We start from the raw sequence: 23903 nt of genomic DNA on the forward strand, positions 1-23903 counted from the left end.
GCTCACAGGGCCTGCGTCATCCCATGTCGGCGGGGGCCTGCACCGAATCCTTGAGTTTGCCGCTGGCATGGAAGGTCACCACGCGGCGCGCCTCGATCGGCACCTCTTCTCCGGTGCGCGGATTGCGGCCCGGGCGGGCCTTCTTCATGCGCACCTGGAAGTTGCCAAAGCTCGACAGCTTCACATCTTCGCCCTTGATCAAGCTCTCCGAGATCAGGTCGAAAAAGGCATCGACCATGTCCTTGGCTTCGCGCTTGTTCAGGCCGATGTTGTCAAACAGCATGTCGGCCAGCTGCGCCTTGGTCAGCGCAGGTTGTTCCAGGCTCTCAACGGTGAATTCCATATAGCAATCCTCGCGTGTGGGATCAGCGCAGACGCGCACCCAGGCTTTGTGTGAGTTGTTCCACCACGGCCAGCACGGCCGCTTCGATCTCGGTGTCTTCCAGCGCGCGCTCGTCATGGCCCAGGCTCAGACGCACGGCCAGGCTCTTCTCGTCCTGGGCCAGGCTGCCGGCGGCGGCCTCTTCACCGGCCTTGAGCTTCTTGGGCCGGAACACGTCGAACAGCACGGCACTGCGCAGGATAGCACCTGCGCTGGCAGCCGTGATGGCCTGCATGACCTGGGCGTGGGTAACGGCTTCCTTGACGACGACAGCGATGTCGCGCTCGACCACCTGGTGCTTGGCCACTGGCGCGAACACCGGCACCTGGCGCGCCAGGACGGCATCGAGTGCCAGCTCGAACATCACCGGCGCCTGGGCCAGATCCCATTGCTGGCGCCACTGGGGGTGCAGCTCGCCGACAAAGCCGATGGCCTTGCCGTCCAGCAGCACGCGGGCGCAACGGCCGGGGTGCAGCGCGGGGTGCTCGGCCGCTTCAAACACCGGCTTGAGCGGCGCGAGCAGTGCCTCGACATCGCCCTTGACGTCGTAGAAATCGACCTTGGTCTCGTCGCGGCCCCATTGCAGCTGGTCGGCTGCGCCGTAGGCCAGGCCGGCCACGCGCATGGGCTGGTGGAAGCCCTTGACGGTGGTGTCGGACTCGGCGACCGAGTCGTCCTTGAAGAACACGCGGCCCAGCTCGAACACGCGCACGCGCTGTGCCTTGCGGTCCACATTGAACTTGAGCACCTGCAGCAGCGAGCCCAGCAACGAAGAGCGCATCACGCTCAGGTGGCTGGCGATGGGGTTGAGCAGCTTGATGGCCTGGGTGTTGCCCGCCAGCTCCTGCTCCCACTTTTCTTCGACAAAGCTGAAGTTGATGGTCTCCTGGTAGCCCAGGCCGGCCAGCACATGGCGCACGGCGTAAGGGCTGCGGGAGTTCTCGGCACGCAGCTTGGGCGAGATCGGCGCCAGCGGCTTGCTGGTGGGCAGGTTTTCGTAGCCAATCATCCGCGCGATTTCTTCAACCAGGTCTTCTTCCAGGTTGATGTCGAAGCGGAAGGTGGGCGCGGTCACACTGATCACGCCTTCTTGCACCACGGTGGCAGGCAGGCCCAGGCCGTTGAGCGCATCCAGGCATTGCTGCTGGGTCACCGGCATGCCGATGACCTTGGCCGCACGTGCCACACGCAGCTGCACCATCTTGGGCGCAGGCATGTTGGGCTGCTGGTCGTCCATGGCAGCCACCTGCGTCTCAGGCGTGCCGCAGATCTCCAGCACCAGCTGGGTGATGCGCTCGATGTGCTCGGTGGTGAACTGGGGGTCCACACCGCGCTCGAAGCGGTGGCCCGCGTCGGTCGAGAAGTTGAAGTGGCGCGAGCGGCCGGCCACCGCCTTGGGGAACCAGAAGGCCGCTTCGATATAGATGTTCCTGGTGTCATCGGACACGGCAGTGGCGTCGCCACCCATGATGCCGGCCAGCGACTCCAGGCCGTGCGCGTCTGCGATCACGCCGACCTTGAGGAAGTCGTCGATCGTGATGGTGTTGCCGTTGAGCAGCTTGAGCGTTTCGCCCTGCTTGCCCCAGCGCACGCTCAGGCCGCCGCTGATCTTGTCCAGATCGAAGATGTGGCTGGGACGGCCCAGCTCGAACATCACGTAGTTGGAGATGTCGACCAGGGGGCTGACAGCGCGCTGGCCGCAGCGGGCCAGGCGGTCCACCATCCACTGCGGGGTCTTGACCTGGGTGTTGACGTTGCGCACGATGCGGCCGGAGAAACGGCCGCACAGGTCGGTCGCCTCGATCTTGACGGGCAGCTTGTCTTGCGAAGCCACCGCAGCGGCCGGGAAGGACAGCGCCTGGAGCGGCGTGCCGGTCAGTGCCGACAGCTCGCGCGCCACGCCGTAGACCGACAGGCAGTGCGCCAGATTGGGCGTGAGCTTGAGCGTGAACAAGGTGTCGTCGAGGTTCAGGTACTCGCGCACGTTCTGGCCCAGCGGCGCATCGGCGGGCAGCTCCAGCAGACCGCCGTGGTCATCGGCAATGCCCAGCTCCTTGGCCGAGCACAGCATGCCAAAGCTTTGCACGCCGCGCAGCTTGCCGATCTTGATCTTGAAAGGCTTGCCGTCTGCGCCGGGTGGCAGCTCGGCGCCCACGGTGGCGCAGGGGATGCGGATGCCGACGCGCGCATTGGGCGCGCCGCAAACGATGTTCAGCAGTTCAGGGCCACCCACATCGACCTGGCAGACGCGCAGGCGGTCGGCATCGGGGTGCTGCACGGCTTCTTTGATCTCACCGACAACGATGCCGGTGAACGGAGGCGCGACGGGGTCGAGCTCTTCGACCTCGAGACCCGCCATGGTCAAGGTATCGGCCAGCTCTTGGGTGGTCAGCGACGGGTTGCAGTATTGGCGCAACCAGGATTCAGGAAATTGCATAGTCGGACTCTTTGGCGTTCAGGCCTGCAGTGCCATGTCGGGCATCGGCAGGCCGGGCGTTCTTGCGTTTCAATGGGGAGCGGGTGGCAGCACCTGCTGCCCGGGGGCTGGGGATGGCATCGCCCATCTGCAGCACCGCCCGCTCCGTTTTCATGACTGGAACTGCGACAGGAAACGGATGTCGCCGTCAAAGAACAGGCGCAGGTCATTGACGCCATAACGCAGCATGGTCAGGCGGTCAGGGCCCATGCCAAAGGCAAAGCCAATGTATTTCTCGGGGTCCAGGCCCATGTTGCGCACCACGTTGGGGTGCACCTGGCCAGCGCCCGAGACTTCCAGCCAGCGGCCGGCCAGCGGCCCGCTCTGGAACTGGATGTCGATCTCGGCCGAGGGCTCGGTGAACGGGAAGAAGCTGGGGCGGAAGCGCAGCACCAGGTCATCCTGCTCGAAGAAGGTCTTGCAGAAGTCGGTGAACACGACCTTGAGGTCCTTGAAGCTCACGTTCTCGCCAATCCACAGGCCTTCGCACTGGTGGAACATCGGCGAGTGGGTGGCGTCCGAATCCACGCGGTAGGTGCGCCCCGGGGCGATCACGCGGATCTCGGGCATGGTCTGGCCCGCGTCGATCAGGTTGCGGTAGCGCTTGACGTGCTGCACGGCATGGCGCACCTGCATCGGGCTGGTGTGCGTGCGCAGCAGATTGGGCGCGTGCTGCGTGCCGCCTTCCACATAGAAGGTGTCGTGCATGGAGCGCGCGGGATGGTCTTCCGGCGTGTTGAGCGCGGTGAAGTTGAACCAGTCGGATTCGATCTCGGGGCCTTCGGCCACATCGAAGCCCATGGAGCCGAAGATGCCTTCGATGCGCTCCATCGTGATGGACACCGGGTGCAGACCACCGCTGCCACGGCGGCGGCCGGGCAGGGTTACATCCAGCACTTCGGCCTTGAGGTGGGCTTGCAGCTCGGCATCGGCCAGCGCCTTGCGGCGCGCCGTCAAGGCCGCCTCAATCGCCTGCTTGGCCACGTTGATGGCGGCGCCGCGCGATTTTTTCTCTTCGACGGAAAGCTGTGCCATGCCCTTCATGAGCTCGGTCATCTTGCCCGACTTGCCCAGAAACTGCGCCTTGGCGTTTTCCAGATCAGCGGGGGTATGGGCCTGCGCAAACAACTGTTGCGCGCTTTCGACCAGAGAATCCAACTCGTTCATATCGACTCTTATCGACTTTGGTGCCGGGCCGCAAAAAACAGCCTGGCGATAAAAAAACAAGGGCTAGCGCCTTTTCAAGCCCTAGCCCTTGCTGTGTGTGCACCAGCAGCTACCAAATCAACAGTAACTACCGATCGTGACCTTAGGCAGCCAGCTTGGCCTTGACTTGGTCGACGATAGCTGCAAAAGCAGCCTTGTCGTGCACGGCGATATCGGCCAGCATCTTGCGGTCGATTTCAATGGCAGCCTTCTTCAGGCCGTTGGCGAACTGGCTGTAGGTCAGGCCCAGTTCACGGGAAGCGGCATTGATACGGGCGATCCACAGTTGGCGGAACACGCGCTTCTTGGTACGACGGTCACGGTAGGCGTACTGGCCCGCCTTCATTACCGCTTGCTTGGCAACGCGGAAAACGTTACCACGGCGACCGCGGAAACCCTTAGCAAGGGCCAGAACTTTTTTGTGACGGGCGCGTGCCGTTACACCACGTTTGACGCGAGGCATGTGTTTTCTCCTAGTTCGTCAGTGAATTACAGGCCCATGCCGGGCAACATTTGTGCCATGTGACCCATGTTGGTCTCATGCACAGCGGTTGCACCACGCAGATGGCGCTTGTTCTTGGTGGTCTTCTTGGTCAAGATGTGACGCTTGAAGGCTTGACCGCGCTTGACGGTGCCACCTGGACGAACGCGAAAACGCTTCTTCGCGCTGCTTTTGGTCTTCATTTTGGGCATGTGAATGCTCCTTATGTTTGTGCTCGTGAGGCGTTCCATCGCCATGACGGAACTTGTTTTGGCCCCGAGCCACTTCTGTGACAGACCTAGATTACATCTACTCTATCAATGCGCAGAGTGTTGACTGCACCCCTCCGAGGCACCAGGGTCAAGACCCCGGACTCCGGCAAGTGCCGCCGCTGCTCTGCTAAAAACCGAAAGCGGCCTAAGCCGCTTGTCGGTAATCCGGTATTCTAACCGCTTCTTTAAGCTGTGGCTACTGGGGAGGAATTTCCCTCCACCGGCTTGCCAGCGGCAGCGCCACCGGGCTTCTTGCGCGCCGGGGCGATCATCATGATCATCTGGCGGCCTTCCAGCTTGGGGAACTGCTCGACCTGGATCAGGTCGGCCAGCTCGTCGCGGATGCGGTTGAGCAGGTCCATGCCCAGGTTCTGGTGGGTGATTTCACGACCACGGAAGCGCAGGGTCACCTTGACCTTGTCGCCTTCAGCCAGGAAGCGGCGGATATTGCGCATCTTGACGTTGTAGTCGCCATCATCAGTACCGGGACGGAACTTGATTTCCTTGATTTCGATGACGGTTTGCTTGGCCTTGGCCTCGGCCGCCTTCTTCTGCTCCAGATACTTGAACTTGCCGTAGTCCATCAGGCGGCACACTGGAGGCGTGGCCGTGGCGACGATCTCGACCAGGTCAACATCCAACTCTCCGGCCATGCGCAGCGCTTCCATCAGCGGCACGATGCCCAGGGGTTCATTATCAGGACCGGACAGACGCACTTCAGGTGCCTGAATCTCACGGTTCAGACGGTGTTTGCGCTCTTCGCGGTGGCGGCGATCACGGAATTCAGTAGCTATGGCTTTCACCCTAAAAATTTAAAAGCTACGACAGCGTAGCTGCTATTAACGCAGTCCACGCTGTCCAAAGCCTTTCAGTGCCTGGGTAGGCTTGTTACGCTTTAGCGGCGATGTCCTGGGCAATCAGTTCTACGAATGCATCTACGGACATCACACCGAGGTCTTTACCGCCCCGGGCGCGCACTGCTACGGCTCCGGCTGCCTTTTCCTTGTCGCCGGCGACAAGAATATAGGGCAGCTTTTGCAACGAATGCTCCCGTATTTTATACGTAATCTTCTCATTGCGCAGATCGGTAACCACACGCAGCCCTTGGAACGGCAAGGCCTTACGCAGTTTGTCGGCCACTTCCTGCACGTAGGCGCCCTGCGCGTCGGTGATGTTGAGCACCGCTACTTGCGTGGGCGCCAGCCAGGCGGGCAGCGCGCCGGCGTGCTGCTCGATCAGGATGCCGATGAAGCGCTCGAGCGAGCCCACGATCGCACGGTGCAGCATGATGGGGCGGTGGCGCTCGCCGTCTTCGCCGACGAACTCGGCATCGAGACGCTCGGGCAGGTTCGGGTCGACCTGGATGGTGCCGCACTGCCATTCACGGCCCAGTGCGTCCTTCAAGGTGTACTCGATCTTGGGGCCGTAGAACGCGCCCTCGCCCGGCAGGTATTCGAACTCGCAACCCGAGGCGCGCAGGCCTTCGGCCAGTGCCGCTTCGGCCGCATCCCAGCTCTCGTCGGTGCCGATGCGCTTTTCAGGGCGCGTCGACAGGCGGTAAAGGATGTTGGTAAAGCCAAAGTCCGCATAGACCTTTTGCAGCAGCGCCGTGAACGCGGTCACTTCGGCCTGGATCTGCTCGGGCAGGCAGAAGATGTGGCCGTCATCCTGCGTAAAGGCACGCACGCGCATGATGCCGTGCAACGAGCCGGTGGGCTCGTTGCGGTGGCAGGCGCCAAACTCACCAAAGCGCAGCGGCAGATCGCGGTAGCTCTTGATGCCTTGCTTGTAGATGAGGATGTGGCCGGGGCAGTTCATCGGCTTGAGCGCGTATTCGCGCTTTTCCGACTCGGTCGTGAACATGTTCTCGCGGTACTTGTCCCAGTGGCCGGTCTTCTCCCACAAGGTCTTGTCCAGAATCTGCGGGCCCTTCACCTCCTGGTAGCCGTTGTCGCGGTAGACCTTGCGCATGTACTGCTCGACCTCTTGCCAGATCGACCAGCCCTTGGGGTGCCAGAACACGGTGCCGGGCGAATGCTCGTCGATGTGGAACAGGTCGAGCTCGCGGCCCAGCTTGCGGTGGTCGCGCTTTTCGGCCTCTTCCAGCATCGTCAGGTACTGCTGCAGATCGTCCTTGCTGGCCCAGGCCGTGCCGTAGATGCGTTGCAGCATCTCGTTGTTGTGGTCGCCACGCCAGTAGGCGCCTGCCACCTTCATCAGCTTGAAGTGCTTGAGCTTGCCGGTGCTGGGCACGTGGGGGCCACGGCACAGGTCTTCAAACGCGCCTTCGCGGTACAGGCTCACATCTTCATTGCTGGGAATGGAGGCGATGATCTCGGCCTTGTAGTTCTCACCCAGGCCCTTGAAGTAGGCCACGGCTTCGTCGCGCGGCAGCACGCGGCGCACCACGGGCTCGTCCTTGTTGGCCAGCTCGGCCATGCGCTTTTCGATCGCCACCAGGTCTTCGGGCGTGAAGGGGCGCTTATAGGCGAAGTCGTAGTAGAAGCCATTGTCGATCACCGGGCCGATGGTGACCTGGGCTTCCGGGAACAGCTCCTTGACGGCGTAGGCCAGCAAGTGGGCGGTGGAGTGGCGGATCACTTCCAGACCATCCGCGTCCTTGGCCGTCACGATGGACAGCGGCATGTCGCGGTCGATGACAAAGCTGGTGTCCACCACCTTGGCGTTGTCGCCCAGACCCACCTTGCCAGCCAGCGCAGCCTTGGCCAGGCCGGCGCCAATCGATGCAGCGACATCGGCCACCGACACGGGGCCCGGATAGTCGCGCTTGGAGCCATCGGGAAGCGTAATTTGAACCATGAGAAATCCTAAATAATCGTGCTGTACAGAGCCGCGCCGCCCAGAAAAGCAAAAAGCGCGGAGCTTGTCCGCGCTTTGGTGTGAGGAGACGAAATCGTCGTACAGGCGCGAACCACCGGCCTTATTGGCCAGTCAAACCCCAAGTGGTTGTAGTTCGCGGTGTCATAACCGATGTTGCCTTTCTCGCTCTTACCAGTGGATGAAATCTAAAACGACTGTCATTTTCCCACATTCTGATGCAATCTGCTGGTCTTCCCGCAATCCAGCCGCCACCGCGCTTGCCATAATCAAAACGATAGCAGACCTTGACGATTAGATATGCCCTATCGCTACGCCCGATCTGTTGGAATGTCCGCCTGCCTGGCTGCGCTATTGCTGCAAGGGGGCTGCACCAGCACCCCCGCCACCCGTGGCAAAGTCCCCGAACGCGACATGCAGGCCCAGGAATGGGGCCAGTCCGATGTGAACCGCATGGCCACGTTGAGCATGCGCGCCAACCTGCAAAGCCTGTATGTGCTGATGGACAAGCTCTACCGCCGCAATCCTCAGGAGTGGCGCAAGGGCGGTTTCGACAACCGTGAAGCAGCGATGAAGGCCGTGCGCGAAGCGATAGAAAACCAGCAACCCTGGCCGGATTTGTTGGATCAACGCGACATTGCCGGCATGAGCATGGCGCTGGCACCCGAATTCGCGGGCGACCGGGTCGCCGCCTTCACCTGGGCCACGGCCGACATGCTGATCACCGCCTATGGCGGCCGCACCACCTTCTATCTGATCCATGGGCTCGATGCCCAGGCGGTGTACAACGCCTCGCGCAATCTGGAGATTGCCAACTGGATGCTCACCCACCGCAAGCTGGGCAATGGCCAGGCGATGCTGCTGAGCAACGAGCTCAATGCCAACGAACGCAACCTGAGCTTCGAGCGCGAGTTTGGCAAGATGATTGCCCGCAATGACCTGATGGCCGATGTCGTCTCCGAGAAATACCGGCGCGCGGTGATTGGCTATGTGCAGGGGCTGGCCGGCGGCAGCCTGCTGCAGTTCCTGCCGGTGCAGGCGGTGGCGCATTAAGGACCCTCTTCGCGTCGCTGCGCCCCACCCTGCTTGCCCAAAACAGCCGATTCAGCGCGCAGGCAGCGGCAAATGCAGGCTGCGTTTGAGGGTGGCCAGCGCAATCGAGGTGTTGAAGCGCTGGATATTCTGGTCGCCACCGAACAGCCGCTGGGTGATGGCCTGGTACTCCTGCATGTCGCGGGCCGTCACCACCAACAGGTAATCGGTCTGCCCGGTGACCATGTAGCACTGCTGCACAGCAGGCTCGGCCGCCACGCGGGCGCGAAAGCCCTGGGTCAACGCATCGAGCTCATTGACCAGCTGCACCTCGATAAAGATGGTCAGCGGCCGGCCCACGGCCTCCGGACTGAGCTGCGCCGTGTTGGTGGCGATGACCCCGCTGTCCTGCAGGCGGCGAATGCGGCGCTGCACAGCCGCCGGCGACAGGTTCACCAGCTCGGCCACCTCACGCTGGGGCCGCAGGTTGTCGCGCTGCAGGATGGCCAGAATGGCCAGGTCGAAGGCATCGAGTTCAACATTCATCGCAAGGGCCTGGAGGAGAAGCGCACCACAAGAGCGAAACTTGCATTTGGCACCGAATTTTCGAGCAATTTACTTCGCTCAGCTGCAATATTATCTCGGCCATGCAAGATTCTCTCTGGCAGCGCCTGCTGCCCTCGTTGGCGGTATTGGGCTCGGTCAGTGCGCTGTGCCTGGGCACCAGCTTTGCCAAACACCTGTTCCCGGTCGTCGGCGCCCAGGGCACTACCGCCTTGCGCGTGGGCTTTTCCGCGTTGCTGCTGTTGCTCATCTGGCGCCCCTGGCGCTTTGGACCCACCAAGGCCAACCTGGGGCAGATTGCCATCTTTGGCGTGGTGCTGGGGCTCATGAACCTGCTGTTCTACATGGCCATCAAGCGCCTGCCTTTTGGCGTGACGGTGGCCATCGAGTTTGTCGGCCCGTTGTCGGTGGCGGTCTGGACCTCGCGCCGCGTGCTGGACCTGGTCTGGCTGGGGCTGGCGGCGCTGGGCTTGTTTTTGCTGCTGGTGCTGCCGATGTTTGGCGTGCAGACCGCCGCGCTCGACCCGGTGGGCCTGTGCTATGCGGTCATGGCCTCCGCCTGCTGGGCCGGCTACATCGTGCTGGGCAAACGCGCCGGCCATATGCATGGCGGCATGGTGGTGTCGCTGGCGCTGCTGACCGCCGCCATCGTGGTGGTGCCCTTTGGCATTGCCGAGGCGGGCGCCAAGCTGCTGCAGCCCTCCATCCTGCTCTATGGGCTGGCAGTGGCCGCTGTCTCCAGCGCCATCCCCTATACCTTGGAGATGTTCGCGCTCAAACGCCTCAGCTCGGGCGCCTTCTCCACGATGCTCGCCACCGAGCCAGCCATTGCAGCGATTGCCGGCATGCTGGTGCTGGGCGAGCTGCTGACCGCCACCCAGTGGTCGGCCATCGGCCTGATCATGGTGGCAGCAATGGGCAGCGCGCTGACGGCCAAGCCCTCTGCACCGCCGCAGGCAGCAGCGCCCAAACCTGCAGGCCAGGCCGTCGCCTGAGCGCAGCAGCCACCCGCCATGCAAAGAGCGCTTGCCGCATAGACGGCAAGCGCTCTTTTTTTAATGCGTAGCAGAAGGCTTAGTTCTCTCCCGCCCACTCCACCTTGGCGCCCAGGCTCTGCAGGTTCTCCACAAAGCGGGGGTGGGCGCGCTTGATGGGCGCGGCATTGCGGATCTCGGAGCGGCCCTCGATGCTGGCAGCCACCATGAACAACGCAATGGCCACGCGGATGATGTAGGGGCTCTCCACCACCGCAGGGCTCAGCGGGTTGCCGCCGAGGGTGACGATGCGGTGCGGATCGGACGAGAACACATGGGCGCCAAACTTGGACAGCTCGCCCGTCCAGCCCAGCGCGCCGTCATAGACCTTGTTCCAGAACATCGCATTGCCCTCGGCGCGCACGCCCAGCGCGATGAAGATCGGCAGCAGATCCACCGGGAAATAAGGCCAGGGCGCCGCCTCGACCTTGGTCAGCACATTGCGGGTAAACGGCGTCTCGACCTTGAGCGGGCCCTTGCGGATGGCGCGTGACCAGCCGTCCTTGTGCTCGATCTGCACGCCAAACTTGGCAAAGGTGCGGTCGATCAGCGGGAAGTTGTCGGGCGTGCGGTTGCGCACCTGTACATCGCCACCCGTGATGGCACCCAGCGCCAGGAAGGTGGTGATCTCGTGGAAGTCTTCCTCGAAATGGAATTCACCGCCGCCCAGCTGCTCGACGCCATGCACCGTCAGGCGCGAGGTGCCGATGCCCTCGATCCTGGCGCCCAGCATGGCCATGAAGCGGCAGAACTCCTGCACATGCGGCTCGCAGGCGGCATTGGTGAGCACCGAGCTGCCCTGGGCAGTGGCCGCGCACAGCACAAAGTTCTCGGTGGTGGTGACCGAGGCATAGTCCAGCCAGTGCTGGGTGGCCTGCAGCGCGCCATCGCAGCGCACGATCAGCGAACCCTCGCCATGCTCGACCCGGCCGCCAAAGCGGCGGAACACCTCGATATGCGGATCAATCTCGCGCACGCCCAGGGTACAGCCCTTGACGTTGTCCTCCAGCCGCGCCACGCCAAAGCGGGCCAGCAGTGGCGGCACCAGCATGATGGACGAGCGCATTTCTTCGGGCAGGTGGTGCTTGCAGGCGTCAAAGTGCGTATCACGGTGGTGGAGCTTGAGCACGCCGCTGGCGTAGTCCATCTGCACGCTGGAGCCCAGCTTGCCGAAGATGTCCAGGATCTTGCGCACATCGGTGATGTCCGGAACGCCATGGAGCACCAGAGGCTGCGCCGTCAACAATGTGGCGCACAGCACAGGCAGAACGGCATTCTTGTTGGACGAGGGAATGATGCGGCCCTGCAAAGGGGTGCCGCCGTGCACGATGAGTTTGGACATGGATGGGGGGAGGTCGCGAATTCTGGAGTGGCCCGGGGCAGTGTGCGCTATCCGGGCTGACCCTGCATGTTACAGCGTCAAAAACAACAAAAGGCACTCGGTGGGAGTGCCTTTTGTAAATACCCGTCAACAAAATGTGCGGGATGCTGCTAGGCCATGCTAGGGCAGCTTGTTAGCCGATCAGAACGCGGGAACCACGGCGCCCTTGTACTTGTCCAGGATGAATTTCTTCACATCGTCGCCATGCAGCGCACGGGTCAGCTTGGCAATCGCCTCGTCATTGGCGCGGTCAGCACGGGCAGCAATGATGTTGGTGTAGGGCGAGTCGGCACCTTCGATGAACAGCGCATCCTTGGTGGGGTTGAGCTTGGCTTCGATCGCGTAGTTGGTGTTGATCAGCGCCAGATCGACATCACCCAGCGCACGTGGCAGCAAAGGCGCTTCGAGTTCCTTGAACTTGAGCTTCTTGGGGTTCTTGGCGATATCCAATGGGGTGGAGGTCAGCTTGGACGCGTCCTTGAGCTCGAGCAGACCATTCTTTTGCAGCAGCAGCAACGCGCGGCCACCGTTGGAAGGGTCATTGGGGATGGCCACGGTGGCGCCGTCCTTCAAGTCCTTGATGTTCTTGATCTTGCTGGAGTAGGCGCCAAAGGGCTCCACATGCACCTTGCCATTGGGCACTTGCACCAGCGAGCTCTTGCGGTCCTTGTTGTAGCTGTCCAGATAAGGCTGGTGCTGGAAGAAGTTCGCATCGAGCTGCTTGTCTTCCACGGCCGCATTGGGCTGGATGTAGTCGCTGAACTCGCGCACTTGCAGATCCACCCCTTCGGCCTTCAGCTTGGGCTTGATGAAATTGAGAATTTCGGCATGTGGCACCGGCGAGGCCGCCACTTTCAGCACTACATCCGCCGCATGGGCAGACACGGCCAGGGCCGCAACAGCAAGAACGGAAAGCGTTTTTTTGAACATGGTGTTTTGACAAATGAGAAAGACCAGCCCCGGCAACTACTTGGATTTCTCTTGATGGGACTGAACCAAGATGGTGCAAGTCTAGCCTTGTTCGGCATATCACCCAAAGAAAATAAAGAGATTTGGTTATAAAGAATTTGATCTTTATGCCAGCCCGCTACAGCCTGCGCCTGCACCGGCGGGCTATGCTTGGGCCATGTCTACCCCGTTTGACCCCGATCAGCTGCTGCGGCTGCTCACCACCACCATGCCTTTTGGCAAGTACCAGGGCCGCGCCATCGCCGACCTGCCTGGCAACTACCTCAACTGGTTTGCCCGTGAAGGCTTTCCCAAAGGCGATCTGGGCCGGCTGCTGGCACTGATGCACGAGATCGACCACAACGGCCTGGGCGAGTTGCTGCGCCCGCTGCGCGCCAGCCTGCAAGCGAGTGGGCAGGCGGCTGTCCAGCCACCGCGACAATAAAAAACCCGCAGGCTGCAAGCAGCTGCGGGTGGGTTCAGGCGATTGAAGCGCTGCTTTACTTGACGGCGGAGCGGGCTGCGTCAGCCTTGGCCTTGGCTTCATCGGCCTGCTTTTGCAGCGCGGCGGCTTCGGCTTCTGCCTTCTTGGCTTCCGCTTCCTTGGCGGCGGCTTCTTCCTTGCCCTTGTCACCGCCCATCGCGCCAGCCATCGCACTGCCGGCCATCGTGCCAGCGACGGCGCCCACGGCGGCTGCGCCCATGGTGCCCATCATGCCGGAGCCGCCGGCGGCCGGTGCCGCGGCAGCCGGTGCTGCTGCGGCAGGGGCTGCGCCCGCTGCTGGAGCGGCGGCAGGTGCAGCAGCGGCTGGCGTCGCAGGCTTGGCTGCAGGCGCGGGAGCTGCCTTTTGGGTCGCTGCTGGACGCTTGACACCGCCACCCAGGCGCTTGGCATGGGCCAGGCCTGGCAGAACCAGACCAGCAATGGTCAAAGCAAGAACGGATGCAGAGGTGCGAAAAGAGGGGTTCACTACGGTATTTCCAAATAAAAGGCCGGGGCTACAGGCCGATTGCCTGCTTGCCTACCCTTGGTACATGAGGGGAAACGCTGCAAATTCAAGTGCTTGGCAGCACGGCTAGCAGCGGTATGGCTCGGCTTTGGTTATTCGTTATGCGTAGCGCGCAGCTACAAATATTGTAGAGCAGCGCTGGCATGCACGGGGTGTACAAGACCTTGGGCACCGTCAGCCATCGCAGGCATCAGGCAGCGCCTATGTTCTCCAGCCCGCTGTACACCCACCAGGCCAGGGCCAGCATCATCACGCCGGTAAAGCCATCCATCACGCGCCAGGCCTGGGGCTTGGCAAACAGGGTTTGCAGGCGCCGGCCGGCGCTGGCCAGCATCACAAACCAGGCCAGGCTGGCACAGGCAGCACCCAGCACAAAGATCCATTTCAGGCTGCCATCCTGGCGCGCACCGATCGAGCCCACCAGCACGACGGTATCCAGGTACACATGGGGGTTGAACAAGGTGATGACGACCAGCGCCCCCAGCACGCGCCACAGGCCACGCCGGGCGGCAGTGGCGGGCGCAGCCCCGTCAGCATCGGCAGCGGGCGCTGCGCCAGCGGGCATCGCAGCCCGCCACAGCGCCATCAGCCCATAGCCCAGCAGGAACAATGCGCCGCCCAAGGTCAGGTAGTAGGCCAGGGTGGGCGAATCTCCCAGCACCTGGGCCATGCCGGCCACGCCGATTCCGATCAGCAGTGCATCGCTGAACACACACCAGGCGACGCAGGCGCGCACATGCTCGCCGCTCACGGCCTGGCGCAGTACATACAGGTTCTGCGCGCCGATCGAGACGATCAAGGAAAGGCAGACGGTAAAACCGGCCAGCCAGGTAGAAGTCATGCTTGTTGTCCACATCGCAGCTATTGTGCGGCGCACCAATAAATAAGTAAAATTAAACAATCTTAGTCAAATGAAGCAAAACTAAATGCTGGACTACCTGGGACTGGCCGCGCTGGCGGCCGTGGTGCGCGAGGGCAGCTTTGAACGCGCCGCCAAGAAACTCCATGTCACCCCGTCGGCGGTGTCGCAGCGCATCAAGCAGCTGGAAGAGCGCACCGGCCAGGTGCTGGTGCAGCGTGGCAACCCCTGCACCGGCACCGAGGCCGGCCAGCGCCTGTGCCTGCATCTGGAGCAGGTGGCTTTGCTGGAAAACGCCCTGCGCCGCAGCAACCCCGACCTGCTGCCCGATGCACCGGTGGCGCCGACGATCAAGCTGGCGGTCAATGCCGATTCGCTCTCCACCTGGTTCATGGAGGCGATGGCCGAGTTCACCGCCTCGGGCAATGAGCTGCTGGACCTGCGCGTCGACGACCAGGACCACACCGCCCAGGCGCTGCGCGAAGGGGCGGTGCTGGGCGCCGTGACCGGCACCAGCGGCCAGATCCCCGGCTGCAACAGCTGGCCGCTGGGCACGATGCGCTATGTGGCCGCAGCCAGCCCCGGCTTCATGGCGCGCTACTTCGCAGAGGGCGTGAACACGCAGACCCTGGCCCAGGCGCCCATCATGACCTTTGACCGCAAGGACCGGCTGCAGGACCAGTGGCTGCAAGCCCAGGGCATGGCCCCCCGGGGCAGCGGTCCCCGGCATTTTCTGCCGTCCAACCAGGGCTATGTGCGGGCCTGCGAGATCGGCATGGGCTGGGGCATGCACCCCACAGTGCTGATTGCCGACCAACTGGCACGTGGCAGCCTGGTGCCGCTGGTGCCCGATAGCCCGCTGGATCTGCCGCTGTACTGGGCGCTGCCGCGCAGCGCGCAGGCCAGCCTGGCCCGGCTGACCGACTGCGTCATGCGCGCGGCCAGTCGCGTGCTGACGCCAGCCGCTTGAGCGTTTCTGCCGTGGCGTTGTCAGCACAGCGGGGACCGGTGCGCCTATGATGCGAGCAGCTGCAGCGCCAGATAACCAACTTGGCTGTTGCTGCAGAGGGAGGTATCCATGGTTTTCATCAGAAAGAGCACAGCATGATTGAGGTGCAGGATCTCATCGTCGACTACCCCGGCCACCGCGCGCTGCATGGCGTCAGCCTGCAGATCGAGGCCGGCACCGTCACCGCCCTGGTGGGCCCCAATGGCGCCGGCAAATCCACCTTGCTGCGCTGCATTACCGGGCTGGAAGCACCGCTGAGCGGCAGCACCCGGGTGGCGGGCATCGATGTGCAGCAAGAGCCCCGCCGCGCCCACCAGTACATGGGCTATCTGTCGGATTTCTTCGGGCTCTACGAGACCCTGAGCGTGGCCCAGTGCCTGCAATACGCCGCAGAAAGCCAGGGCCTGAGCCGCAAGGACGCCACCGCGCGCGTGCATGCGGTGGCCGAGCAGCTCGCCCTCAGCAGCAAGCTCGGCCATGCCACGCGCAACCTCTCGCGCGGCCAGCGCCAGCGGGTCGCCATTGGCCAGGCCATCATCCACCAGCCCCAGGTGCTGCTGCTCGACGAGCCCGCCAGCGGGCTGGACCCGGAGGCGCGCAGCAGCCTCTCGACCTTGTTCCGCCAGCTGCAGGCCCAGGGCATGACGCTGGTCGTCTCCAGCCACATCCTGAGTGAGCTCGATGAGTACTGCAGCCATATCCTGTCGATCCGCGAAGGCCGCATCACCAGCCACGGGCCGTTGAATGCCGCCAGTGGCCCTGGCGGCAACGGCGCGCTGCCGTCCGAACTGGTGATGCAGGTCGAGCTGGCCGTCCCCCTGCCCCAGCCGGATGGGGCGCTGGCCGGCTACCGCCTGGTCGACATGCGTGCCGGCCGGGACGGCGGCGCTGCCCACCTGCTGTGGATTGCGCTGCCCGCGCAAGACCGTGCTGCGCGCGTGCAGTTGCTGCAGCAGCTGGTGGCCCATGGCGCGCAGGTGCTGGGCTACCAGGAGGCGCGCACCAGCCTGCAGGAGCGCTACCAGCAAAGCCTGGAAGCATCCGTCGATCCCCAAGCGCTGTTTGCCAAGGAGTGGCCATGAATCCGGAATTTCGCCGCCAGCTCAGCCTGGAGCTGAGCCCTGCGCGTTTGGTGCTGATGCCCGCCATCTTGCTGATGCTGGCCATCTGCGTGTTTGTCATCGAGGGCAAGCAGCCGCTGCTGTACCTGCACAAGGGCGCCCTCAGCCTGGTGGGTCTGCTGGCCGCCTGCGTGGGCACCTTCACGGCGCTGTCCAGCATCAATGACGAGCTGAACGAGCGCACCTGGGACCAGCAACGCATGAGCGCCATGGGCCCCTGGCGCATGGCCTGGGGCAAGCTGCTGGGTGGCCCCAGCTATGCCTGGTATGGGGCTTTGCTGTGCGCGGCTGCGGCACTGCTGTGCGGCTTCTGGCTCGGCGAGCTGGCAGATACGGTGCTGGTGCTCGTGCTCACCATTCTGGGCGCCTGCGCCTTGCACTGCGCGATGATGGCCAGCCGCCTCTACAGCATGGACCCCAACAAACCCGCCACCAGCCGCAGTGTCTGGGTGCTGGTAGTGCTGGTGTTCCTGCTGCTGCAACTGGTCAGCAGCGTGGTCGTGGGACTTGACAGCCTGCTGGGCGGCAGCGGCGGCGGCGCCTGGTGGGGCCTGCCGCTGAACGCGGCCAGTCTGCTGCTGGTCTTTGCCATAGCGGGCCTGCTGCTGGGCCTGCTGGCACTGTGGCGGGCGATGTCGATGCAGCTGTCGGTACCCACCACACCCTGGGCCTGGGCACTGGGCAATGCGGCTGGCTGTTTGCTGCTGGTGGGCCTGGTGCCCACCGGCACCGGCCGGGCGCTGACCGCGATGATGCTGTTCGCCCTGGTGACCTACTATGCCGCTGCGCTGGAAAGCCAGGTCGCGCAGCGCTGGCGCGCCCTGCTCTACAGCGCGCGACACGGCCAGTGGCGGCGCTTTTGGCAGAACATGCCACTGTGGCCTATCAGCTGGTGCATGGCCTTTGCGGTGCTGCTGCCGGCCTATTTGCTGTGGAATGCCGACCCGCTGTCCAACCGCTCGCAGCTGGGCCCCCTGGCCTTCATGGTGTTGCTGCATGTGCTGCGCGACTGCGGCATCTACCTGGTGTTCTCGCTGCGCAAGAGCAGCCGCTCCCCGCTGGGCATGACCTTGCTGGTGGTCTTTGTACTCAGCGCCCTGTTGCCGGCCATGTTCTGGTCGCTGGGCCTGGCGCCGCTGTTTGAGCCCCTGTTTGGCGCGTTTGACCCGCGCCTGTCGTCCAACTTTGCGCATGCACCGGCCCTGGGCTGGCTGGCCTGGGTGGGCATGCTGCTGCAGCTGGCGGTGCTTGCCGTCGTGCTGGTCTGGCGCTTCCAGGCCATCACCCCCCAGGCGGGCGGCAAAGACCTGTTTGCGCGCTAGCCAAACACCCAGGCGCCGACCCAGGGTGCAGCCAGCACATTGAGAGCGCCGGCAATCATCATCACCAGTGAGGCGGCCACACCTTGCTGGGGGCCGGCCATCTGCGCCTTGGCAACCCCCGAGCCGTGGGCCGATCCGCCCAGCATGGCCCCCGCTGCGACCCGGCTGCGCAGCCGGGGCAAGAGGCGCAGTACCAGGCCACCGATCAGCATGCCGGTCACTCCGGTGAGCAGCACAAACAAGGCAGCCAGGTCCAGCGGGCCGCCGATGGCACGCTCGGCCTCCACCGCAAAGGGCGTGGTCACGGAGCGCATTGCTAGCCCTTTTTGCAGCAGCGGCGACAGGCCCAGCCAGCGCGCCAGCCACACCGACGTCAGGATGGACACCGTGCTGGCCACCAACACGCCGGCCAAAATGGACATCCAGTGCTTGCGCACCATCTGGCGGTAGTCATACAACGGCAGCGCGAAGGCGACGGTCGTCGGCCCCAGCAGCCATACCAGCCAATGGGTATGGGTGCGATAGTCGTCGTAGCCAATGCCCAGCAGCAGCAGTGCGGCCACCAGCACCAGGGGCGTGACGATGATGGGCATCAGCACCGTATGCGGATGGCGCTGGTACAGCCGCTTGTTGAGGTAATAGCACAGCAGGGTCAGCAGCAGTGACAGCAGCGCTGCGCTGCCATGGCTCAGCGGCCACAGCGGCAACGACGAGGGCAGGGTTGCAGGCGCAGCAGTCATCGCACCCCTTCGGCAGCGGCCTTGGCGCCACGCTCCTGGCAGCGCTTGCGCTGGGCCAGGCGCAGCTCCAGCCGGTAGACCGCATCGACCACCAGCGCGGTGGCCACCATCACGCAGGCAGTGCTCAGCACAATCACGAGCACGATGCGCAGCCCCTGGCTGCGTACCAGGTCGCCATAGTTGATGATCACCAGCATCGCGGGGATGAAGAACAGCAGCATGTCCGACAGCAACCAGCGCGTGCCCTGTGCCAGCCAGCGGCCGGGCACGGCGCGGCTGAACAGCCCCAGCGCCAGTGCGGCAAAGCCAATCAGGCCCGCCGGAATACGCCAGCCCATATGGCTGCGCAGTGCCTCGGCCACCAGCCAGATGGCGCAGAGCACTGCCACCTGCCACAGCGTGCGTGCCGCCTGGCGGGCCTGCCTGGGCAGCCCTTTGTCTGTGGATCTGCCCTCGCCCGCCACCCATTTATCGCTTGTCATGCCATCCTTGTGCTGGCTCGTGGGCCAGCGGCAGTGGCGGCGGTGCGGCCCCTTGCCTCACCATGCTGCACTGCACAAAACGGATTGTAGAAACGGCATAATCATTCGTAAAATGACTTATTTTTATAAATTCCATTCCATCTAGGAATTCACCATGGACCTGCGAGCGCTGCGCTACTTTGTCGAGGTGGTCCACCGCAACAGCTTCACCCGCGCGGCAGAGGCGCTGTATGTCACCCAGCCCACCATCAGCAAGATGGTGAAGGGTCTGGAAGACGAGCTCGGCGGCCGCTTGCTGCTGCGCGAAGGCCGCAAGCTGCAGTTGACCGATGCCGGGCGCGTGGTGTTTGAGCGGGGCCAGGCGCTGCTACAAGAGGCCAGCCGCCTGCGCCAGGAAGTGGCCGAGGTGGACGGCATCGCGCGCGGCACGCTCAGCGTGGGCGTGTCCCCCACCACGGGCCACTACATGGCGCCCATCTTTGCGCAGTACCGCAAACGCTACCCCGGCGTACAGTTGCAGCTGCATGAGCGCGGCGCCCGGGCGCTGGAACAGGCGGTGGCAGAGGGCGAGATCGATGTAGCCATGGGCCTGTTGCGTGCCGGCAGCCCCCTGGCCAGCCTGCGCATACAAACCCACCATACCGTGGCCGTTTTTGCCCATGCGCGCGCGCCCCAGGGGCAAAGCCAGGTGCGCTGGCAGGAGCTGGCTGCCCTGCCCTTTGTGATGTACGAGAGTGATTTTGCGCTGTACGAAGGCGTGCAAAGCTGCTGCGCGCAAGCGGGCTTTGTGCCGCAGATCGCGCTGCAAAGCCGTTACTGGGACTTGATTGGCGACCTGGTCGCCGCCGATGCAGGCATTGCCATCATGTTCGACCATGTGGCCAGCCGCTTTGACCCGGCCCAGGTGCGCTGCCTGCCCGTGGCTGAACCCACGCTGAGCCATGATTTCGGCCTCACCTGGCGGCCCCAGCACCTATCCAAGGCCGCCAGCGCCTGGCTGGCGCTATGCCAGGCGCGCTATCCGCAGACCCCGGCATAGACCCAAGGCCTCAGACCTGGGGCATGAAGGCATCCTGGCGGCCGGGCTCGGCAACCACTTTGCGGGGTGCCGCACTGGGCGCGGTGGCCGCGGCTTGGGCCGCTGCCATACAGGGAATCGTGGCCGGCTGGCGCAGCGGGTGGAAGTTCAGCAGCTGCGTGGCCATCATGGTCTCGACCATGAAGCAGCACAGCGCCGAGACAAAGCTGACCACGCCCAGCCCGAAGCTGAACATCGCCGCCAGCGACCAGCTGTTGGCGTCGATCTCGGTCTTGGTGGTCTGGCCGACGAAGAGCAGGATGATGGTCAGCGCAATCAGCGCGCCGCACAGGGTCAGCAGCCCGATGCAGAGGTTGGCCAGGCGTCCGCGCCGGCGCAGAAAGCCGAGCTCCAGCAAGGACCGCTGCACATAGTCCTCGTCCTTGGAGGCCATCATGCGGTCTTCCAGCACGCGGCCCCGGTCGATGATGCGCGCCAGCCGGCCGGCGACGGCACCGATCATGCCCGCCACGCCGGTGAGAAAGAAAACGGGAGCCACAGCCAGCTGGATGCTGTGGGTGATGTTGCTGACGTCGATGGACATGGTGTTGGAGCAGAGAGGTTGGACAGACTGCGCTGCAGCACACGCCTAGGGACCCTCTGCAAAACTCCCCTGCCGTGGTCTGAACGCGGTCTCGGGCGATCCGCTGCGTTGTCTTCCTTGTCAATAGCTACGGCTATTGACTGCAAAAGACGCCTTGCGGCTCATCCCGATCCGCGTCCATCCCGCTTGGCGAGGGTTTTGCAGAGCATCCCTAGTGCAGGCTGCGACGCCTGCGATGAACACTGCAAAATTCAAGCCAACATTCTCGCACCAAATAGGTGCAAACCCTAATACCTTTTTTGCCCTGTTTCCGGGCTGATTTGAAGCAAATTGTGTGCTTCCTGAGGCAGAGGCCTGCGTTCAGTAGTGTGGCGGCAGCTCGTCGCGTGCACCTGGCGCAACAGCTCCGGTCTCGGGCATGCGCTGCTGCAAGTCCTTGACCAGGTGCAGCAAGCGGTCGATCTGCTGCTGTTGCTTGTAGATCGTCAGGTTGAGCTCTTCGAGCAGGTCGTCGGCATAGGCCGCCTTGATCTCCAGGGCTTCAAGGCGCTGCTGCAGGGGTTCGGGCATTGTCGTCATGGCGTCTCCTGGCATCGGATGGGGAGGGAGGGGAAAGAATAACGCCGGCATATGACAGCGCATATGCCGGCGTGGAGAGCGGGAAGGCGGGCTTACAGCGCCTTGGCCAGGCGGGCAATGCCCTCTTCGATGCGGGCGATATCAGCGGTGGCAAAGGACAGCCGCAGGGTCGAGGCATCGGGGTTCTGGGCAAAGAATGGCGTGCCCGGCACAAAGGCCACCCCCTGCTCGATGGCGCGCTTGGCCAGCGCATTGCCATCCTTCTCCTGGCCCCGGGCGCCCGTCAGTTGCACCCAGATGAACATGCCGCCCTGGGGCTGCACAAAGCGCACCGCATCGCCCAGCTGGCTGCGCAGGCCGTCGCCCATGGCCTTGCTGCGCGCCGCGTAGGTGGTGCGCACGCGGTCCAGGGTGGCGGGCATGCGGCCGGCCTTCAGGTACTGGGCGGCGGTCGCCTGGCTGAAGGTACTGGTATGGGCATCGCTGAACTGCTTGCACATGACGCACTTGCCCAGCAGCTCGGCCGGGGCAATCAGCCAGCCCAGGCGCAGGCCGGGGCTGAGCACCTTGCTCATGCTGCCGCAGTGGGCCAGGTAGTCACGGCTGCCGGGTACGCTGTCTGACAGCGCCAGCAGGCTGGGCGGTGGCGGTGCGTCAAAGTACAGGTCGCCATAGGGGTCGTCCTCGACGACCAGGGTCTGGTGGCGCACAGCCATCTCGAGAATCTGGCGGCGGCGCTCCAGGCTCAGCAGCACACCGCTGGGGTTGCCAAAGGTCGGGATCAAGTAGACCAGCTTGGGCTGGTGTTCGGCTATCAGCTGCTCCAGCGCCTCGGGGATGACACCGTTCTCGTCGGTGGGGGCGCTGATGACTTCGGCGCCATAGAGACGGAAGCACTGGATGGTGGCCAGAAAGGTCGGGCCCTCGACGATCACCTTGTCACCGGGCGAGATCATTGTCTTGCCCAGCAGGTCGAGCGCCTGCTGGCTGCCGGTGGTGACGATCAGCTGATCGGGCGTCAGCGACTGCACGCCCTTGGCCGCCATCAGGCCGACGATCTGCTCGCGAAAGGGCTGGTAGCCCTCCGTCGCGCCGTACTGCAGCGCAGCGCCCGGCTCCTCTTTCAACGCCGCATTGGCCGCTGCCTGCACACCGTCCACGTCGAACATGGCTGCATCCGGAAAGCCCCCGGCAAAACTGATGATGCCGGGCTTGCCCAGCAGCTTGAACAGTTCACGGATGGCGGACGTCTCGACATTGTCGAGGCGGGAGGCAAAGCGCAGTGTCATGGAATGTTCTCTCAAGTCAAAAAGCGCAGCCCGGTCGATCGCCGGGCCGCCCTGGCATTTTGCTACTTTTTACCGGCCCCATGCGTCGCTCTGGCATCCCTGAGCCCGCCATTGCCCCCCGCTATCGACTATGCTTGCGCCCTAAAGGACTGGGTCACCATGCGCATCGCCGCTTTCTTCATTGTTTTGGTCAAATTGCTGGCCTCGTTGCTCATGCTGCTGGGCGTGGTCTGGGCCTGTGGCGCGCTGTGGTTTCAGCTGGCGCAATCGGTCAAGTCGGGCTCGGCCCGGGGGCTGCTGCTGGGGGTCTGGGTGGGGGTCGGCCTGTACTGCATCTACCTGCTGTGGCAGCAGCGCATGCCCAAGGGCCTGCTGATCTACGGGCTGCTGCTGGCAGCCATCCTCGCCTGGTGGGCCAGCATCCAGCCCTCCAACACACGCAAATGGGCCCCCGATGTGGCCCGGCAGCTGTCAGGCACCGTCCAGGGTGATCTGGTGCAGCTGCACAATGTGCGCAATTTTGACTGGCAGACCGACAGCAAGGCCACCGTGCGCTGGGAAGACCGGGACTACGACCTGCGCCAGCTCGTTTCGGTGGACATGAGTACCTCGTACTGGATGGGGCCGGCCATTGCCCACACCTTGGTGTCCTTCGGCTTTGACGACGGCAAGAGCCCGCGCCGCTATGTGACGTTTTCGGTGGAGATCCGCAAGGAACAGGGCGAGCAGTTCTCGGCCGTGGGCGGCTTCTTCAAGCAGTTCGAGCAAAGCCTGGTGGCCGCCGATGAGCGCGACATCCTGCGCGTACGCAGCAATATGCGGGGAGAAGAAGTCTACCTGTACAGCGTGGCCATGCCGCGCGCTGCGATGCGCTCACTGCTCATCGCCTATGTGGACAAGGCCAATGCGCTGGTCGAGACGCCGCAGTTCTACCACACGCTGTTTGCCAACTGCACCACCATCGTGTTCGACATGGTGCACCACATTGTGCCGGGCCTGCCGATGGACTGGCGCCTGCTGGCCAGCGGCTACCTGCCCCAGTATGTGGACAGCCTGGGCGCCCTCGCCCGCCCGAACGACTTTGAGGCCATCCATGCGGCAGCGCACATCAATGCCCGCGCCAAGGCGGTGCGGCCGGGCGAGGATTTCTCGGCCGCCATCCGCCAGGGTGTGCCGCAGGCGCCGCTGCAGCCCTGATGCAGGGACCCAGGCTCAGGCCTTGCCAGATAATGGCAGCCGAGCCTGCACCACCACAC

26 protein-coding genes are annotated in these 23903 nt (G+C 63.7%); 8 read left to right on the forward strand and 18 right to left on the reverse strand.

The window, feature by feature from the left end; translation table 11 throughout:
• Nucleotides 1-16 precede the first annotated feature (16 nt).
• The 8 genes from ACCQ08_RS01860 to thrS all read right to left on the reverse strand — a co-directional run bounded on the left by ACCQ08_RS01860 (nucleotide 17) and on the right by thrS (nucleotide 7637).
• A complete protein-coding gene (locus ACCQ08_RS01860; RefSeq protein WP_239811226.1) occupies nucleotides 17-343 on the reverse strand; it encodes an integration host factor subunit alpha in 327 nt (108 codons plus the stop codon).
• Between the two features lie 22 nt (nucleotides 344-365).
• On the reverse strand, nucleotides 366-2819 hold the full coding sequence (gene pheT, locus ACCQ08_RS01865) for a phenylalanine--tRNA ligase subunit beta (RefSeq protein WP_373448690.1): 2454 nt from the start codon (nucleotides 2817-2819) through the stop codon (nucleotides 366-368).
• The gene (locus ACCQ08_RS01870) at nucleotides 2806-2973 is read right to left on the reverse strand and encodes a hypothetical protein (protein ID WP_373448691.1); all 168 of its coding nucleotides are present in this window, start codon (nucleotides 2971-2973) and stop codon (nucleotides 2806-2808) included. Before ACCQ08_RS01870 ends, pheT begins: the two co-directional genes overlap by 14 nt.
• Nucleotides 2970-4025 (reverse strand): phenylalanine--tRNA ligase subunit alpha, encoded by a 1056-nt coding sequence (gene pheS / locus ACCQ08_RS01875; protein WP_239811224.1) that lies wholly within the window; start codon nucleotides 4023-4025, stop codon nucleotides 2970-2972. The genes ACCQ08_RS01870 and pheS overlap by 4 nt, the downstream gene beginning before the upstream one ends.
• Before the next feature lie 142 nt (nucleotides 4026-4167).
• Nucleotides 4168-4527, reverse strand: a complete 360-nt coding sequence (gene rplT / locus ACCQ08_RS01880; protein ID WP_021025157.1) for a 50S ribosomal protein L20 — start codon at nucleotides 4525-4527, stop codon at nucleotides 4168-4170.
• A gap of 26 nt (nucleotides 4528-4553) precedes the next feature.
• Entirely contained in the window at nucleotides 4554-4757 is a 204-nt protein-coding gene (gene rpmI / locus ACCQ08_RS01885) for a 50S ribosomal protein L35 (protein WP_021025158.1), read from the reverse strand.
• A 245-nt stretch (nucleotides 4758-5002) separates the two neighbouring features.
• Nucleotides 5003-5620 carry a translation initiation factor IF-3 gene (infC, locus tag ACCQ08_RS01890; RefSeq protein WP_021025159.1) on the reverse strand — a complete coding sequence of 206 codons (618 nt, stop codon included), beginning with the start codon at nucleotides 5618-5620 and terminating at the stop codon, nucleotides 5003-5005.
• A gap of 85 nt (nucleotides 5621-5705) precedes the next feature.
• A complete protein-coding gene (gene thrS, locus ACCQ08_RS01895; RefSeq protein WP_239811222.1) occupies nucleotides 5706-7637 on the reverse strand; it encodes a threonine--tRNA ligase in 1932 nt (643 codons plus the stop codon).
• 348 nt (nucleotides 7638-7985) lie between these two features.
• Between thrS and ACCQ08_RS01900 the strand changes: the two genes are divergently transcribed.
• Nucleotides 7986-8708 (forward strand): hypothetical protein, encoded by a 723-nt coding sequence (locus ACCQ08_RS01900; RefSeq protein WP_239811221.1) that lies wholly within the window; start codon nucleotides 7986-7988, stop codon nucleotides 8706-8708.
• 51 nt (nucleotides 8709-8759) lie between these two features.
• Here the strand turns inward: ACCQ08_RS01900 and ACCQ08_RS01905 are convergent, their stop codons facing one another.
• Nucleotides 8760-9233, reverse strand: coding sequence for an Lrp/AsnC family transcriptional regulator (locus tag ACCQ08_RS01905; protein WP_373448692.1), 474 nt, complete (start codon nucleotides 9231-9233; stop codon nucleotides 8760-8762).
• Nucleotides 9234-9334: 101 nt separating this feature from the next.
• Between ACCQ08_RS01905 and ACCQ08_RS01910 the strand changes: the two genes are divergently transcribed.
• A complete protein-coding gene (locus ACCQ08_RS01910) occupies nucleotides 9335-10246 on the forward strand; it encodes a DMT family transporter (protein WP_373448693.1) in 912 nt (303 codons plus the stop codon).
• Between the two features lie 79 nt (nucleotides 10247-10325).
• Here the strand turns inward: ACCQ08_RS01910 and ACCQ08_RS01915 are convergent, their stop codons facing one another.
• Both ACCQ08_RS01915 and ACCQ08_RS01920 read right to left on the reverse strand, forming a co-directional pair.
• The gene (locus tag ACCQ08_RS01915; protein ID WP_312459205.1) at nucleotides 10326-11627 is read right to left on the reverse strand and encodes a UDP-N-acetylglucosamine 1-carboxyvinyltransferase; all 1302 of its coding nucleotides are present in this window, start codon (nucleotides 11625-11627) and stop codon (nucleotides 10326-10328) included.
• 180 nt (nucleotides 11628-11807) lie between these two features.
• Nucleotides 11808-12596 (reverse strand): MetQ/NlpA family ABC transporter substrate-binding protein, encoded by a 789-nt coding sequence (locus ACCQ08_RS01920; RefSeq protein WP_239811218.1) that lies wholly within the window; start codon nucleotides 12594-12596, stop codon nucleotides 11808-11810.
• Nucleotides 12597-12792: 196 nt separating this feature from the next.
• On the opposite strand from ACCQ08_RS01920, the gene ACCQ08_RS01925 reads away from it, so the two are divergent.
• On the forward strand, nucleotides 12793-13059 hold the full coding sequence (locus ACCQ08_RS01925; RefSeq protein WP_239811217.1) for a DUF3820 family protein: 267 nt from the start codon (nucleotides 12793-12795) through the stop codon (nucleotides 13057-13059).
• 55 nt (nucleotides 13060-13114) lie between these two features.
• On the opposite strand, the gene ACCQ08_RS01930 is transcribed toward ACCQ08_RS01925, so the two are convergent.
• Nucleotides 13115-13585 (reverse strand): ABC transporter substrate-binding protein, encoded by a 471-nt coding sequence (locus tag ACCQ08_RS01930; RefSeq protein ID WP_230771788.1) that lies wholly within the window; start codon nucleotides 13583-13585, stop codon nucleotides 13115-13117.
• A gap of 229 nt (nucleotides 13586-13814) precedes the next feature.
• A complete protein-coding gene (locus tag ACCQ08_RS01935; protein ID WP_373448694.1) occupies nucleotides 13815-14480 on the reverse strand; it encodes a LysE/ArgO family amino acid transporter in 666 nt (221 codons plus the stop codon).
• A 70-nt stretch (nucleotides 14481-14550) separates the two neighbouring features.
• Between ACCQ08_RS01935 and ACCQ08_RS01940 the strand changes: the two genes are divergently transcribed.
• From ACCQ08_RS01940 to ACCQ08_RS01950, 3 genes are all read left to right on the forward strand, one after another.
• Nucleotides 14551-15453 carry an HTH-type transcriptional regulator ArgP gene (locus tag ACCQ08_RS01940; protein WP_312451437.1) on the forward strand — a complete coding sequence of 301 codons (903 nt, stop codon included), beginning with the start codon at nucleotides 14551-14553 and terminating at the stop codon, nucleotides 15451-15453.
• Between the two features lie 134 nt (nucleotides 15454-15587).
• Nucleotides 15588-16574 carry an ABC transporter ATP-binding protein gene (locus ACCQ08_RS01945; protein ID WP_373448695.1) on the forward strand — a complete coding sequence of 329 codons (987 nt, stop codon included), beginning with the start codon at nucleotides 15588-15590 and terminating at the stop codon, nucleotides 16572-16574.
• Nucleotides 16571-17935 carry a hypothetical protein gene (locus ACCQ08_RS01950; protein ID WP_373448696.1) on the forward strand — a complete coding sequence of 455 codons (1365 nt, stop codon included), beginning with the start codon at nucleotides 16571-16573 and terminating at the stop codon, nucleotides 17933-17935. The genes ACCQ08_RS01945 and ACCQ08_RS01950 overlap by 4 nt, the downstream gene beginning before the upstream one ends.
• Here ACCQ08_RS01950 and ACCQ08_RS01955 read toward each other — a convergent pair.
• Both ACCQ08_RS01955 and ACCQ08_RS01960 read right to left on the reverse strand, forming a co-directional pair.
• The gene (locus tag ACCQ08_RS01955) at nucleotides 17932-18675 is read right to left on the reverse strand and encodes an LrgB family protein (RefSeq protein WP_373448697.1); all 744 of its coding nucleotides are present in this window, start codon (nucleotides 18673-18675) and stop codon (nucleotides 17932-17934) included. The genes ACCQ08_RS01950 and ACCQ08_RS01955 overlap by 4 nt on opposite strands.
• The gene (locus tag ACCQ08_RS01960) at nucleotides 18672-19157 is read right to left on the reverse strand and encodes a CidA/LrgA family protein (protein ID WP_373448698.1); all 486 of its coding nucleotides are present in this window, start codon (nucleotides 19155-19157) and stop codon (nucleotides 18672-18674) included. Before ACCQ08_RS01960 ends, ACCQ08_RS01955 begins: the two co-directional genes overlap by 4 nt.
• Before the next feature lie 154 nt (nucleotides 19158-19311).
• On the opposite strand from ACCQ08_RS01960, the gene ACCQ08_RS01965 reads away from it, so the two are divergent.
• The gene (locus tag ACCQ08_RS01965) at nucleotides 19312-20196 is read left to right on the forward strand and encodes a LysR substrate-binding domain-containing protein (RefSeq protein ID WP_373448699.1); all 885 of its coding nucleotides are present in this window, start codon (nucleotides 19312-19314) and stop codon (nucleotides 20194-20196) included.
• A 10-nt stretch (nucleotides 20197-20206) separates the two neighbouring features.
• Here the strand turns inward: ACCQ08_RS01965 and ACCQ08_RS01970 are convergent, their stop codons facing one another.
• The 3 genes from ACCQ08_RS01970 to ACCQ08_RS01980 all read right to left on the reverse strand — a co-directional run bounded on the left by ACCQ08_RS01970 (nucleotide 20207) and on the right by ACCQ08_RS01980 (nucleotide 22647).
• Nucleotides 20207-20779: a DUF2721 domain-containing protein gene (locus tag ACCQ08_RS01970; protein ID WP_373448700.1), complete on the reverse strand. Its 573-nt coding sequence runs from the start codon at nucleotides 20777-20779 to the stop codon at nucleotides 20207-20209.
• Between the two features lie 360 nt (nucleotides 20780-21139).
• On the reverse strand, nucleotides 21140-21358 hold the full coding sequence (locus tag ACCQ08_RS01975) for a SlyX family protein (RefSeq protein WP_239811207.1): 219 nt from the start codon (nucleotides 21356-21358) through the stop codon (nucleotides 21140-21142).
• 92 nt (nucleotides 21359-21450) lie between these two features.
• The gene (locus ACCQ08_RS01980; RefSeq protein WP_239811206.1) at nucleotides 21451-22647 is read right to left on the reverse strand and encodes a PLP-dependent aminotransferase family protein; all 1197 of its coding nucleotides are present in this window, start codon (nucleotides 22645-22647) and stop codon (nucleotides 21451-21453) included.
• Nucleotides 22648-22806: 159 nt separating this feature from the next.
• Between ACCQ08_RS01980 and ACCQ08_RS01985 the strand changes: the two genes are divergently transcribed.
• Nucleotides 22807-23844 carry a DUF4105 domain-containing protein gene (locus ACCQ08_RS01985; RefSeq protein ID WP_373448701.1) on the forward strand — a complete coding sequence of 346 codons (1038 nt, stop codon included), beginning with the start codon at nucleotides 22807-22809 and terminating at the stop codon, nucleotides 23842-23844.
• Nucleotides 23845-23903 lie beyond the last annotated feature (59 nt).

This window comes from Comamonas sp. SY3, from assembly GCF_041730275.1.
Classification (GTDB): domain Bacteria; phylum Pseudomonadota; class Gammaproteobacteria; order Burkholderiales; family Burkholderiaceae_C; genus Comamonas; species Comamonas sediminis.